Source organism: Paenibacillus sp. T2-29 (assembly GCF_052921365.1).
In genome coordinates, this window is the sequence record NZ_JBREVE010000008.1 from 187252 (window position 1) to 201519 (window position 14268).

At 43.8% G+C, this 14268-nt stretch carries 11 protein-coding genes and 1 other RNA gene; 7 read left to right on the top strand and 5 right to left on the bottom strand.

Annotated features, from left to right (window positions below; all coding sequences use genetic code 11):
- Nucleotides 1-17: 17 nt before the first annotated feature.
- Entirely contained in the window at nucleotides 18-380 is a 363-nt protein-coding gene (locus ACU1JV_RS20780; protein WP_025675877.1) for a helix-turn-helix domain-containing protein, read from the bottom strand.
- Nucleotides 381-915: 535 nt separating this feature from the next.
- On the opposite strand from ACU1JV_RS20780, the gene ACU1JV_RS20785 reads away from it, so the two are divergent.
- The 7 genes from ACU1JV_RS20785 (at nucleotide 916) to ACU1JV_RS20815 (ending at nucleotide 9620) form a co-directional block, all read left to right on the top strand.
- Nucleotides 916-2544: a hypothetical protein gene (locus ACU1JV_RS20785; protein ID WP_025675876.1), complete on the top strand. Its 1629-nt coding sequence runs from the start codon at nucleotides 916-918 to the stop codon at nucleotides 2542-2544.
- A 139-nt stretch (nucleotides 2545-2683) separates the two neighbouring features.
- Entirely contained in the window at nucleotides 2684-3667 is a 984-nt protein-coding gene (locus ACU1JV_RS20790) for a hypothetical protein (RefSeq protein ID WP_025675875.1), read from the top strand.
- 214 nt (nucleotides 3668-3881) lie between these two features.
- Nucleotides 3882-4445 carry a bifunctional DNA primase/polymerase gene (locus ACU1JV_RS20795; protein ID WP_025675873.1) on the top strand — a complete coding sequence of 188 codons (564 nt, stop codon included), beginning with the start codon at nucleotides 3882-3884 and terminating at the stop codon, nucleotides 4443-4445.
- Nucleotides 4427-6337 (top strand): DNA primase family protein, encoded by a 1911-nt coding sequence (locus ACU1JV_RS20800; protein WP_025675872.1) that lies wholly within the window; start codon nucleotides 4427-4429, stop codon nucleotides 6335-6337. Before ACU1JV_RS20795 ends, ACU1JV_RS20800 begins: the two co-directional genes overlap by 19 nt.
- 391 nt (nucleotides 6338-6728) lie before the next feature.
- A complete protein-coding gene (locus ACU1JV_RS20805; RefSeq protein WP_025675871.1) occupies nucleotides 6729-7094 on the top strand; it encodes a hypothetical protein in 366 nt (121 codons plus the stop codon).
- A 128-nt stretch (nucleotides 7095-7222) separates the two neighbouring features.
- Nucleotides 7223-7672: a JAB domain-containing protein gene (locus ACU1JV_RS20810; protein WP_025675870.1), complete on the top strand. Its 450-nt coding sequence runs from the start codon at nucleotides 7223-7225 to the stop codon at nucleotides 7670-7672.
- A 388-nt stretch (nucleotides 7673-8060) separates the two neighbouring features.
- Nucleotides 8061-9620, top strand: coding sequence for a recombinase family protein (locus ACU1JV_RS20815; RefSeq protein WP_025675869.1), 1560 nt, complete (start codon nucleotides 8061-8063; stop codon nucleotides 9618-9620).
- Here ACU1JV_RS20815 and ssrA read toward each other — a convergent pair.
- From ssrA to secG, 4 genes are all read right to left on the bottom strand, one after another.
- Nucleotides 9581-9945, bottom strand: a transfer-messenger RNA (tmRNA) gene (ssrA, locus tag ACU1JV_RS20820). The genes ACU1JV_RS20815 and ssrA overlap by 40 nt on opposite strands.
- Before the next feature lie 255 nt (nucleotides 9946-10200).
- Complete coding sequence (smpB, locus tag ACU1JV_RS20825) at nucleotides 10201-10680, bottom strand: SsrA-binding protein SmpB (RefSeq protein WP_007428162.1); 480 nt, start codon at nucleotides 10678-10680, stop codon at nucleotides 10201-10203.
- 263 nt (nucleotides 10681-10943) lie between these two features.
- Nucleotides 10944-13553, bottom strand: coding sequence for a ribonuclease R (gene rnr / locus ACU1JV_RS20830; RefSeq protein ID WP_413987307.1), 2610 nt, complete (start codon nucleotides 13551-13553; stop codon nucleotides 10944-10946).
- A gap of 188 nt (nucleotides 13554-13741) precedes the next feature.
- Complete coding sequence (secG, locus tag ACU1JV_RS20835; RefSeq protein WP_013368823.1) at nucleotides 13742-13975, bottom strand: preprotein translocase subunit SecG; 234 nt, start codon at nucleotides 13973-13975, stop codon at nucleotides 13742-13744.
- Nucleotides 13976-14268 lie beyond the last annotated feature (293 nt).

Genomic DNA, 14268 nt, shown 5'->3' on the forward strand with positions numbered 1-14268 from the left:
ATCATTGTAAAACTACATTATTTATTCTTTTCTTTATCAAATGTATGAAGCATGTCGCGCACAACTCTTTGAATCATTGCAACCTCCTCAAAACTTCTTTCCATGAGTAAAGAACGGTGCATTTCTATAACATGATGCTTCTCTGTATTTCCTTCAATTCCATCTAACGAGCCGAACCTAAAAATTTCGACAGGTTCAACTTCAAGTGCAGAAGTAATTTTATCAATTGATTTCAGCGATATGTTTCGCTCTCCTCGTTCAATGCCGCCAATATAGGAGTCCTGTAATTCGGACAGTTCTGCAAGCTTTGCTTGAGAAAGTCCTCGCTGCTTGCGTAAATTCCTGATCCTTGCTCCGACCAATTTTAACAAATCAGACATCCTATACACCCCTTATAAAGTAAGGGTAGTTAAAATGAATAAGGTTAAGTAATACTACTAAACTATAAAAATATCTTGTTTAAGATATTATAAGTACTTTATAATGGATTTATCTTACTTATAGTACTTGAGTAGTAGGCCAAATTGTATGCCCTCGCTATTCTGCATAAGTGGCAATTTGTCTTAATCATCTTCTATTTCATACTGAAAGGATTGAATTCAATGTTAATGAAGTGGGCTATTGGGGGAGCATTCCTTGGGCTAATCGGCGCTTACCTTACGGATACAAATGTAGGGTCGGGTATAGTATTTGGTGCTATTCTCGCCGTGATCATTCGTAAATGGATCTTTAGGAACCTTTGGATGTAGAACTGGTAGGTTTCTTTCAAAGATAGGAAACAAGGCCAGCCCGAAGCTGGCCTTTTGCACAAAACAACGAATAACTAAACTGGACTAATTCATAATTATACAAACCTCATAACTTATATTTATTTTCATTAGCTACGTTAAATCAATGTAGAAAGGTGTACCTCAAATGCTAACCAAGGCCGAACAAACTCCATCCACACCCAAAAATTTTAATTTTGAATGGAACGGAGGTTTCAGTTATCTTACGTACTTAAAAAAGAGAACAACCGCTACATTCGAGGGCGAAAAGCTGTTGCTCACTAGACAAAACTTCATCTTAGGCGCTTTTCCCTTACAACCATCGACTCAGGAAATTCCGCTCACCAACATCAACTCCATAGCTGTGGGCTCCAAGATCAATTGGTTTGACCTGGTATTTGCTATTTTGTTTGTATTCGTAACTCTGATCACCATGAACTTTTTGCCTTTACTCCTGACTGCTCTTTTTCTGTGGCGCACCTTTAACACCAACATTCAAATCCGCCAGCTCTCAGGAAACAACCTGAACATCCTGACTGGTTCTAAAGGTGATGCAAACTCATTCATTCAAGTTCTAGCCGATACGATCAATCAAATAAAGCATTCCGACAACACAGAAACGGGACAAAATCCCATCGTTCCCCAAGTCCTAAGCAACAAGCCTAAAAAAATATTTGGCATAGTAAGTGCGGGGATTGTGGCGAGTCTCATTTTACTGCTTGTCATTGCATCACGCGGAGGCTTTGATAATCCGTACGTCACCTGGGTTAAAGATGCTACGGTTCCAGGCGGCACCCATCATACAATGGACGAAGCCCTGAGCAATGACAAGTATTTTAGCAATGTCGTCTGGAAACAGGTCAACAAGGACGGCAACGAAGAAGATGTAAACAAATACGTTATGTACCAAGCCACCTACACCGATCAAGGCGTGAGCATCAACATTCAAACCGTATTTCAAGTGTTTGCCAAAAACCAATTCACTCCCGTTGCTTATGCCATTGATGGAGATGGGCAAGAACTGTCGGACTGGACTTACTTTTTAGTAGAGGTTACTTCCAAACTGGATGGAAGTCCCCCATCCTCGGATAAAGAAACTTGGCAAGAAAGCACCTCTACTTCCTCCACTTCAACGTCCTCTCAGTCAGAAGCCCCGACTCAAATCAATGCCGAAGCCAAATCATCTGAACAGGAACCCGCTCCTCCTGTGCAGGTAGCTACAACACCTGTGAAGGAAGCACAGGCTCCAGCTCCAGCATCCGATGCCGTCCCAACGGTGAGCTTAAAAGACTTCAAGCACTGGACTCCTCCTGCTGCTGATCTCACCTATCCTGTTCATTTAGATGGGGATAATATGGACATTGTGCTGGGTTTGGATCATCCCAATGGCGTGAAAGTACAGGTTGTCGATCATGCTTTGGGGCAGGGCTGGAACATATCCTTGCCTTCCATAGAAGGCAGTAGTCCCTTTGATGAGTTTGGGGACCTGTTGCCTGGTTACTCCCTGGCTGTCAAAGAACATGATTTTACTCAAGATGGAACGCCGGAAATTGTTTTGGTTGCGAGTGATGGACAAGCCGACATGTACGTGTGGATACTCACATATAATTTCATGGCTTCGGAACAGGGAACTAACCCTTTAGAACTGCTGTGGAGTGGCATGGGACAATCGGATATTTTAATGTCTGGCAACCAGTTCCTACTTCCATACGGTTCGCAGGGACTGTACGAGGAATACAAGTGCGCTAATGGAGTTTTTGTGAAAAATACACAGTAGCTGGCTCAGATTACACAAGGAGACGAGTTAGAATACTCGTCTTTTTTTTGTTCCCCTTTGTATCACCATCCTGAGAGGCAAAGATTGCCCCCACTAAGTTTTCATCATAAAATAAGGAAAACTATTAGGTGGCGATGACATGGATACAATCATTAAAATTCCATTTTCAAAAATTGGAGAAGAGTTGTTTCAGGAATCTGGTAAAGAAGAGAGGTATAAGAAATCGGACCCTTATGACTTAGAGGAAAAAAAGAAGGACTTCATCAAAGCACAAAGATATGATTTTTTACTTATCTTGAGGATTTTAGGGGTAGATACCGAAATCTTTAAACATCCAGATAGGAACGAATACTCCTTGCCTGAATCCCAAAAAGGAAGTATTAAAAAGCTATTATCCTTTCGATCAGGAAAGACTATCCAAGCCTTTAGGAAATTCTATTCAGATTTTAAGAATTTTGATTTAGAAGAACAACTGACAAACGAGGAAATTAATTTCCTTCGTGAGAGATACAAAACCGAATCTAAAAAATTCGATCTTTCTGAATTGAAAGAAATTGTAGATTTGGTGGAACTCATTCTGAAAGACGGTGCAACTTACTTTCAATATAAACATTATGTGGAGAAAATGCATAATCTAACTAGAATCCATCTAACACAAGCCACAAAAATGATCGAGCAGGAATTGGTTCCATTTGTGACGGAAAAGATTGACAGGCTCTTTCCAATATTAAAACACTACTCTTTGAATGATGCCGATAAAGTAGAGCTACTTCGTTTTTATAAAGACATGATTGTTAAGATTAATCATGATTTCAATTCGATCGTAAACATAGCGGACGACATCAGAAGTTCTGAAATTAGTGCTATCTCTGAAAAGGAAATAGAAGATGGGGATAAATCACTTTCTTCCATTGAAGATATCATAGAGCAGGCCCGCGAACAATACAGAGAGGAAAAAGAAGAAAGACACCATCAAGTAAAATGGTCTGAAAAAGAAAGTCAGGAAATAGATGAGTTCATCAATTCAAGACCTGAAAATAATAAAACCCATATGAATTCTAATGAGTACAAGTTCAAGCCTGAAAGATATAAATTAAGTACATATCAAGATAAATTAAGGTAGTAGGAAAGGCGGGAGTAACTCCGCCTTTTTTTTGTTTACAAGATTCATTAAACCAGTATTTTTAACCAAATCAAAAAAATATTTAACACCACAAATAAACGAATATGTCAAGGGGGTTGGAACTATAATTTTTTTCTCCCTATATTGCAGTTTGATCTTGTCATATTCTAAAAGTGCAAAGGCAAGCAAGAGGACATAAACGGGAGGAAACAACATGAACATGAGCAAGGCAGACCGACACAAAGACACTACAGATCGTACCGAAGCACTACGGCACAACTTTTACAAATACGCTGACATGGGCTTACCTGTCATTCCTCTTTGTTCTCACGATCACGAAGGAATGTCTAAGAGGCATAAAGAAACGTGCAAACGCCCTGGAAAAACCCCTTTGTTCAAGGAATGGCAAGAGGCTGAACCACCAACCCAAGCCAAGATTGACCGTTGGCTCTCCAAATACCCGTCATGTAACATCGGATTGGTGCTAGGAAAGAACAGTGGCATCATCGGCGTCGATGTGGACGGAGAACAGGGATTCGGCATTCTGGAACGCTTGTCCCAAGGGAATGTACCCTCTACATGGCAATTCAGTACCCCAGGTGGAGGAATGAGATACTTGTACAAAATCCCGGAAGGATCGTCGTTCACTAGTTGGGTAGAGCGACACCCGACGGAGTCACATTGCGAAGTAAACGTGTTGGGAAGTGGACGTCAGACCGTTCTTCCCCCATCCATTCATACAAACGGAGGTCAATACCAATGGATCATCGAACCCTAAAGGCCAGTGCAGTGCTGGCAGAAGCACCCTCATGGATTTTTCAGCGTCCTACTCGGGTGCCAACCAACAAAAACACGTTTGCATCTGCACAAACCAACGTACAAGGTAACCTGAAAACCTTGTACGGTCGTTGCCCCCGTTTTGCCCAGGATTACGTCACCCAGCAACAACAGGGTCTGGATGAAGAAACCTGGTTTAAGTGGGTACAGTTACTCCCAAAGGAGTTAGCATTAGAGTTTTCTGCGCTTTCTGATAAACACGACACACATAGTCAGAATCGCATTCGTCAATTACAGCAGAACAAGAAGCCACCTACGCGCTGCCGCACGTTTGGCTGTAATGAACAACAAATCGCCACTTGCTTCCAAAACCATGTACGTACAAATGAGGAGGGAATCATCGTGAATAGTCCTGCTAAAATGTTAAGTCAACCCAAAACCAAAAAAAGTACTCGTCCTAATTCCTACATGTCCAAAACGTCCAAACTGAAGTCTCTGCATAATATAGGTCCGAAAGACGTTGGCTTTACCTTAGATAATAACAATAAGCCGACACGCTTAAACCCTAACCTATTTTCTGAATTCATCCGTCGTCATTACCTCAAAACTATTTTTGTAGCTCCTGAGCAACGTTACTATGTTTACAATTCTGGAGTATGGCGGGATCAACTTCCCGATGTACTCAAAAAGAATGTACGAAAAATTCTTCACACTTGGGTTCCTTATTTCTGGAATTCTAAAATCGAAGCGGAGTACATGACTGCCTTGACACGTGATTGCACACGGGAACATCCAATGGACGGCAAGCGCGACTACATTAACCTAAAAAATGGGATGCTTGACCTACGTAACTTCCAGTTGGACGATCATGATCCTAAGTTCTATTCCAGCGTACAGGTTCCCATCGCGTATGACCCTGAAGCTACATGTCCAAAATTTGAAGCCTTTTTGAATGATATTTTCGATCAGGACCAGGAGCGTATTGACCTCATTGCCGAAATCTTTGGCTACTGTCTGACCACATCCACCCAAGCCGAGCAAGTCTTTCTCTTTTACGGCAAAGGATCTAACGGGAAGTCTGTACTCATTCATGTGCTAAAAAGCCTGATTGGAGAACGTAATACATCGGCTCTCTCTTTAAATGACCTGGAAAAACCTTTTGCCCGTTCCGAGATGATTAACAAACTGGTCAACATCACCACCGAGAATGAAGTAGGCAGTAAGGGGATTGAAACGAGCTACCTAAAGGCTATCGCTTCCGGCGATCCCGTTCGTACGGAAGAAAAGTTCAAACAGGGCTACATGCAGGAGCTGTTTTGTAAGCTCATATTTGCAACGAACAACCTGCCCTACTCCAAGGACAAAAGCTACGGACTAATACGTAAAATGACCATCCTTCCCTTTGAAAAGACATTTACAGACGAGCAAAAAGATCCGAATTTGAAGGACAAGCTGATGAAGGAGGGTGCTGGTATTTTGAACTTCGCGTTAAAAGGATTGGAACGTTTACGTAAACACTCATACCGTTTTACAAAGTCGAAAAAGGTACAGCAACTGACTAACCAGTACAGCCAAATGATCAACCCTGTTCAAATGTTTGTTGAGGATATGATTGAAGCTAATCCTGAGAGTAGACTGCTTAACAAGAATCTAAAAGCTGGTTTTGTAGACTGGTGTCAGCGTGAAGGCCATAACGGTCTGTCCAATATCAGTAACCAGCAACTGACGAATAAAGTAAAAGAAGTTTTGAATGAACAAGGAATTGTATTTGAAACCAATAAGTCCGGCGGGGAACGTTTAATCAAAGGCATTTGCCTGAAACTCGCTCCTAAGCCTTCTTGGATGAAGAGCACTCAAGTCCAAGTCGTTGATAACATTGATGACCTGGATTAAACGGTAATCCGAGGCGTTGTAGGACAGTCAGGGACGAAGGTGTGGCAGGTAAATCAAAGGTACGCCACGCCTGGACTCCTTGCCTGGTAAGGGGTTTGAAGAAAGCGGGGCGCTTGTGGCTTCTTTTCTCCCCCCTGACAAATCTTTTCATCCTTAATCATCTAAAAATAAAAAGAATAGTTTTTCAGAAAAAGGATCACAAGCGCCACGACACCTAAAAAAGCCATATCCTGCAAGGAAAGAAGGCCGTGGCACAAGATTTCACAAACGCTCCTTTCGGGTCGCTTCAACGCCACGACACTGAGCACGATTTCTTAAACGATCTTCATTTGTTTGTAATCATTTTCTATGTTGTTTTTCCAAAAACTTTTATCATACGGGGGTAATCACTATGAAATTTTATAATGAACCGTACACAATCAGTGAATTGCTAGAATACATCTATTCCAGTGTCTGCATCCTAGGGCATTACGTTATCCGTATTCCTTGTGATCAAGTACATCTCGATGACTTTTCTATACTCAAACTGACCAAGCATTTACAGGGTACCTGCGAAGATTGGAGCGTTCAGGATGGATGGTACTTCATTACCTTTGAGCCCGGAGGTCATGACTATGTTATAACCTTCGAACAACATCATTTTTACACGTCTAGTGTTGTCCGCTCGGTTACCGAATGGTTACATGTAGATGAAAGCTCTATTGATTTGGAATGTCATCTCCGGTTTACCAATGAATCACGCGATGATTTTAGTTAAGTATATTTGAATACAAGTTATTAAAAGCACGTTAAAACGTTTCAAATAAGTCTTCAAACAGAAATTATAAATAGGATGGGCCTATTAACAGCGTCTATCTTATAATATTCTGTTCTGGAGGTTATCACATGAATAACACTATGAAGCGAGTTCAAGTTATTCACTTGAAGTTAATTCGGGAAAAGTCAATGCTGTTTTCAGGTCGCAAAGTTCATAAGCCGGACGATACCGTCCAACTCTTTCGAGAGTTCATTGGTGATTGTGATCGGGAGTCCTTCTGTATTCTCACGCTGAGTACCAAAAACCAGCCGCTGGCCTTACAGCAGGTTTCACTTGGCACGCTTAATTCATCTATCTTGCATCCCAGGGAGGTTTTCAAATTTTCCATTCTTTCCAATGCAGCATCCATCATCGCTTGTCATAACCACCCGTCGGGTGACCCTACGCCAAGTAGCGAAGACATTTCCATGTCCAGAAGGCTTCAAAAGAGTGGGGAACTGCTCGGTATCGAGCTACTGGATCATATCATTTTAGGCCAGGATGGCTATGTCAGCATGAAGGAAAGGGGGTTGTTTTAAATTGGAAAAGTTAATCTTGGCCCTCATCATTGCTGCAGCTCAACTGACCATAGAGATTATTAGTCAAAATAAAAAATAAGCCATCGGGGGAGATCATCATACTCGCACATTACGTCACTCGTATTTCAAGGCATAAGCTGAAACACACCTGTACTGATCCAGATACGACGTCGTGGAACCAAATCGACCAAGTGCGGGAAACAACGGAATGTTACTATCTTCCTGCTGTGCAGATGCTGGATACCATTCTCAAAAAGCAACGCTGAACCAATAGGCTCGCTTTATCTTTATCTTTATCTTTATCTTGCTGTGCTCCTCTTTCTGAGGAGCCAGCCTTTGATTTCTATTTACTATCATTTCGCCTACATCGAAAGGGGTAATTATACCAATGACTATTCAACGCGCCGCAGCTTACGCTCGCTTTTCCAGTGACAACCAACGGGATGAATCCATCGACGCTCAGGTTCGAGCCATTGAAGCCTACTGCAAACAAAAAGGCTTTGAACTCGTTAAAGTCTATATCGACCGCGCCAAAAGCGCCACCTCAGACAAACGTCCACAGTTCCAGCAAATGATTCTCGACAGTGAAAAAGGATTATTTGATGTGCTCATTGTTCATAAGTTGGATCGTTTCAGCCGGGACAAATACGACAGTGCTAAATACAAACGCAAACTGAAGTTGAACGGTATTAAACTGTACAGCGTCACCGAAAACCTAGATGGCTCTCCCGAAAGTGTCATTCTGGAATCTTTGCTGGAAGGTATGGCTGAGTACTATTCCAAAAACTTGGCCCGTGAGGTCATGAAGGGGATGAAAGAAACAGCATACCAATGTAAACATACAGGCGGCTTACCTCCCATCGGCTATGCTGTAGATCCTGTAACAAAAAAGTACATCATTAATGAAGAGGAACGCGGCATCGTCGAAACTGTTTTTTCTATGTTCCTCGCTGGTCACGGCTATAATCAGATCATTCGAGAACTGACGGAGCAAGGCTACACATCACGTTATGGAAAACCGATCAGCAAGGGAACCCTAGGTACCATTCTTCGCAATGAAAAGTATACAGGCACTTACATTTTCAACCTCACCGACAGCAAGGATGCGGCTGGTAAGCGTAATGGTAATCGACATAAAAATAGTGAAGATGTAATTCGTGTCGAAGGTGGTATGCCACAACTTGTAACCAAGGAAGATTTTCAGAAGGCACAGGATAAGATGAATCAAAACAAGCGCCAACCTGGCGCTTACAAGGCAAAAGAAATGTACCTGCTTAGCGGACTCATTGTTTGCGGGGAATGTTTGAAAAACGTAGGCATTCAGTATGCCATGATGGGCAATACCAAATACAGTGGTAGAAGCAAACTGAAATATGTTACCTACCGTTGCGGCAACCGTGACCGAACAAAGGCATGCAAGAATCCCGAATTACGCCGGGAGTACATTGAAGCCTATGTACTAGCCCAACTCCAAGAGAAGATTTTTAACGATAAAGCTATCCCTCTTCTGGCTAAACAGCTTAATGAGTACCAAAAGTCCAAAGAAACTCATGTGAAAGCCGATCAACAACGCCTGAACAAGAGTCTGGAAGGTGTAGAGCGCCAGATCGATAACATTGTAAATGCGGTGGCTGGCGGTCTGAACAATCCTACCATTCTTGAAAAGTTGTCCTCACTGGAACAGCAAAAGATTGAGCTAGAAACGAAACTGCTTGAGGCTCAGCAGGTAAAAGAAAAAGCAGCGATCACAGAGGATGCTCTGCGACAACTGCTTTCTGGCTTTCAGGACCACATCACCAGCCGCAATCTTCCTGAGATCAAGAAGTTCATCGGCAGCTATGTAGAAAAGGTGATCGTCTACAAGGAACACGTAGAAGTCATCTTTAAGCTACAAGTTGTGGATTTGATCGATGGAGGCGAGGGGAGTCGAACCCCTGTCCGAAGATAACGACACATAAGCTTCTACGGGTGTAGTCACAGTTTTGATGTCACCCGAGTATCGCCCCGTAACCGGCTATACGTTGGGTCAGCCTGATTGTCTTCTTCAGCACACCCCAGGCGGAGATGTGGCAGCGTATCCCACTATAGGTTAGCCCCTACATCCGGCACATGGGCGATACAGGAGAGGAGCACGCTCACAGGTTATTAAGCTGCGAAAGCGTAGTTGTTTTGTTGTTTGCCGTTTAATAGGCTTTAGCGTTGATGAAGTGGACGCGTCCCCACTACCCGCTACCCATGCTCGAACTATCCCCGTCGAATCCATAAACGCCCCCTTATTATAAAAGGGCTCCACGGATAAATCCGGAAATACCGGAGCATAAGTGCATAATATCAAAAGCTGAATCCTAAGATCCAACACTCGAATCAAGTTAAATCCAAGATCTTTGAAAACTTACTACTTCGTTAGTATAACATATTACATGTCATAACGAAACGGATTGAAGCCATTCTAGCTCGATAAAATAGCACCATTACAGGAACAAGTAACTTATCCACGTAATTTGTACCATACAGAGTAAGCAAACTGCTTATCTCGCTATTTTTTGCTTCTCGCGCAGAGCACGTTGGATATCACGCTGTGCATCACGTTTGGCAGCTGTTTCTCGCTTATCATACTGCTTTTTACCTCTACCCAGTCCAAGCAGCAGTTTGGCATAACCGTTGCGAACATATATCTTGAGCGGCACGATGGTGTAGCCTTCCTGTTTGGAGAGACCAATAAGCTTACGAATCTGCTCTTTATGCAGCAACAGCTTACGTGTGCGCGTCGGATCAGTCGGATTGTTACGATTACCTTGTTCAAAAGGGCTGATATGCATATTGTGAATATGGATTTCGCCATTACGGATCGTAGCAAAAGCATCGCTTATATTGGAGCGACCATTCCGCAAAGACTTAATTTCCGTTCCCGTTAACACCATGCCCGCCTCGTAGGTGTCCTCAATAAAATAGTCATGGGAAGCTTTTTTGTTCTGGGCGAGCACTTTCCCGTCTGCCTTCTTACCCATGAATACCACTCCTTATGAATAACTTAGATTCAATCTAGAATTCCTGCTACAAAGAGCTACCTAGAAATATATTGTAACAAATTTCGGAGGGTAAAAGCAAGAAAGGTCAAGCCTTCTACATTTCTCATTACACGTATAGCACACTAAAACCAAGCGGCTTCTATCCATTACTACAGACAGAAACCGCTCATATACCTAAGCATTCGTAAGCTTCATTCACTGCTCTCGGAAGCCCCAATCTCCTAACAGTAAGTTATATCAACCTACTTTTTCTTTTTCCGCACAAACCCAGCGGCGCTATACCCGCCGTTAGCGCCCTTTTTTTTCCGCTTGCGACGTGCTGCGCCTTCGCCACCTGGTCTGGCATCACTACCTGGGGTAGCTGCATCACCAATGAATACCCCGCTGGCAGACGTCTTCTTCCGTCGCTTGCTTGCACCCGTTGCTGGCGAATTGTATCCTCCCTTGCCACTACCAAAGCCGAAGCTGCCTGGCGAGCCTGTACCGACACCGTTTCCACCACCGCGACCTGCGCGACCTGCGGTGCTGATTCCTCCGTTGCCGCCCTCTTTAGGCTTTCCAGCCGCCTCACGACCGCCTTTACGCTCTCTACCAGCCTTGTCCTTACCGCCCTTACGGTCACGTCCTTCTCGGCCTCTGCCTTTAGCACGGCCCTCGCCACGTGCAAAATCTCCACCCTGGCCCGAGCCTCCCGTCCGTTCACGACGTTGCCGTTGCTTCATATCGACGAGTTCAAAGTCAATTGTGTAATCTTCCATATTCACACGCGCGACGCGAACCTTAACCTCATCCCCAATGCGGAATACCTTAGAGGTGCGTTCTCCGATTAACGCCATATGCTGCTCGTCAAAATGATAATAGTCGTCCGTAAGTGCACTCAGACGCGTTAAGCCCTCGACTGTGTTGTCCAGCTCAATGAACATCCCAAAGCTGGTTACACTGCTGATGATCCCTTCGAACTCCTCGCCGACCTTATCCAGCATATATTCAGCCTTTTTCATTTGTTCTGTGTCGCGCTCTGCATCCACAGCCACACGTTCACGCTCGGAGGATTGCTGAGCAATATCTGGCATGCGTGCAGTCAAATATTCCTGACGCTCGTCTGTTAAAGCCCCGCCATTCTCCAATACCTCACGAATGACACGGTGAATTACCAAGTCAGGGTAACGACGAATCGGTGATGTAAAATGAGAGTAATACTCCGCAGCCAGTCCAAAATGTCCTGTAGACTCCGCATCATATTTTGCCTGCTTCATCGAACGCAGCATCATTGTGCTAAGCACCGTTTGCTCCTTCGTACCCTGAATGTCTTCTAACAATGTTTGCAGTGCACGCGGATGAATGGAATTTCCTCGACCTTTGATCTGATGACCAAAATTAGCTGCAAAAGCCATAAAGTTTTGCAGCTTCTCTGGATCGGGGTCCTCATGAATCCGGTACAAGAACGGTACCTTGAGCCAGTGAAAATGTTCGGCTACCGTTTCATTGGCCGCCAGCATAAACTCTTCGATAATTTGTTCGGCTATCGTACGATCCCTCTTCACAATATCGACAGCTTTGCCTTCATCATCTACAATCACTTTGGCCTCATCAAAATCAAAATCAACTGCACCGCGGCGCATCCGATTCGCACGTAGCTTCAATGCTAAATCCTTCATCGTACGGAATACATCAACCAGGTCCTTGTACCGTTCCATCAGTTCTGCATCTTCCTCTTCGAGGATTTTGCGAACGTTAGTATAGGTCATCCGTTCCTTCGTTTTAATCACGCTGGTGAAAATATCATGCTTTACGACCTTCATATGCTCATTGAATTCCATCTCACAGGATAAAGTCAGTCGATCCACCTGAGGATTCAATGAACAAATTCCGTTTGAAAGTCGATGTGGAAGCATCGGAATGACGCGGTCAACCAAATACACACTACAACCGCGGTTATATGCCTCCAGATCCAGCTTGGAGTTCTCACGCACATAATACCCTACGTCAGCAATATGAACGCCCAGACGATAGTTTCCGTTCGGCAAACGCTCTACATTAACCGCATCATCGAGGTCTTTGGCATCTTCCCCGTCAATGGTAACTATGATCTTATCGCGCAAATCACGCCGTCCCTGACGTATAATCTCTTCTTCCGTAATCGCATCAGGAGCCTGATCCGCTTCCGCCATCACTTCATCCGGAAAAGCCTCTGGGAGCTGATGCTTGCGAATAACGGACAAGATGTCAACGCCCGGATCATCCTTATGACCCAGCACCTCCAGCACTTCGCCTTCTGCCGCTGCACGTCCTTCCGGATAGCTCACAATACGCACGACGACCTTTTGTCCGTTTACAGCTCCGTTAAAGCTGTCCTTAGGAATGAAAATGTCCCGGTTAATACGTTTATCATCCGGCAAAACAAAACCGTATGCTTCGTGGCTCTGAAACACACCGACTACCTGAAGCACTGCGCGCTTCACGATTCGCACAACTTCGCCTTCTAGTCGGCCACCCGCAGGTCCCTTTGATGTTACTCTTACCAGTACCGTATCTCCATTCATCGCGCTCTTTAAGTCGTTAGCATGAATGTATACATCCGGGTGCTCCCGGTCCTCTGGAATCAAAAAAGCAAAGCCCTTGGCATGGGCCTGCAAACGCCCGCGCTGCAAATCCATCCGTTCTGGAACACCATAACGGTTCGTGCGGGTCAGTAGAATTTTCCCGTCTTCCTCCAATGCGTTCAAGAGCTTAAGAAATTCACGAAACTCTTCTGCATCCTTAATGTCAAAATGTTGCTCCAGCTCCTGGTATGTCATAGGCTTGTATGCGGTCTCGCGCATGAAATCAAGTAGTTGTTGCTCTGTTATCATAATTTTGTCCACCTCGGGTGACCTTTAATTTTCAGTAATAAATCCGCATGTTCCTTGTTCCTGATACAAGGCTCTTTATATACTCATACCCTAGTATACACGAATTTAATCGACGGCATCCCTGCCTGTCCAAAATCCAAAAAAGCCCCCGTTTCCCGTGAAACGAAGGCTTAAGGTGTATATTTATCTTATTTTGCGAAAAATGCAACCAAAACGGAAACGATCATAAAACATGCACCCAAAACAGCAGTTACGCGTTGTAAAATCAAATCCATACCGCGAGCTTTGGTCTTGCCGAACAGATGCTCAGCACCGCCAGAGATGGCACCGGACAAACCTGCGCTTTTCCCCTTTTGCAGTAACACAACCGCAATAACAGCAATCGAGAACACAACGAGCAGCACTTTCAAAAAGATTTCCATGAAAAATCCCACCTCCTGAGCTTATACATCTGTTTTGCAAAACAACACAGCCTCTTTTATGAAAACATGCACATATCATGCTTTAAATAGCCGGAAATTAACGCAAAACACTACTTTCATTCTACCACAGCTTCCAGTAGATAACAACAGCTACAGCAAGACACTTAGCCATTAAGCTTCTGTAGATCATATATGCATTATTTATAAAAAAAACAGACCTGCTTGCATATCGCAAGCAGATCTGTTTTATTCATGCGCAAAAGCGTCGAGCGTCCTGACCCTATGATAAATCA

Coding starts and splice junctions, on each gene's coding strand:
- secG (WP_013368823.1), bottom strand. CDS start 13,975: ATGGAAATCTTTTTGAAAGTGCTGCTCGTTGTGTTCTCGATTGCTGTT.
- ACU1JV_RS20800 (WP_025675872.1), top strand. CDS start 4,427: ATGGATCATCGAACCCTAAAGGCCAGTGCAGTGCTGGCAGAAGCACCC.
- ACU1JV_RS20785 (WP_025675876.1), top strand. CDS start 916: ATGCTAACCAAGGCCGAACAAACTCCATCCACACCCAAAAATTTTAAT.
- ACU1JV_RS20795 (WP_025675873.1), top strand. CDS start 3,882: ATGAACATGAGCAAGGCAGACCGACACAAAGACACTACAGATCGTACC.
- ACU1JV_RS20780 (WP_025675877.1), bottom strand. CDS start 380: ATGTCTGATTTGTTAAAATTGGTCGGAGCAAGGATCAGGAATTTACGC.
- ACU1JV_RS20815 (WP_025675869.1), top strand. CDS start 8,061: ATGACTATTCAACGCGCCGCAGCTTACGCTCGCTTTTCCAGTGACAAC.
- rnr (WP_413987307.1), bottom strand. CDS start 13,553: ATGATAACAGAGCAACAACTACTTGATTTCATGCGCGAGACCGCATAC.
- ACU1JV_RS20810 (WP_025675870.1), top strand. CDS start 7,223: ATGAATAACACTATGAAGCGAGTTCAAGTTATTCACTTGAAGTTAATT.
- ACU1JV_RS20805 (WP_025675871.1), top strand. CDS start 6,729: ATGAAATTTTATAATGAACCGTACACAATCAGTGAATTGCTAGAATAC.
- ACU1JV_RS20790 (WP_025675875.1), top strand. CDS start 2,684: ATGGATACAATCATTAAAATTCCATTTTCAAAAATTGGAGAAGAGTTG.
- smpB (WP_007428162.1), bottom strand. CDS start 10,680: ATGGGTAAGAAGGCAGACGGGAAAGTGCTCGCCCAGAACAAAAAAGCT.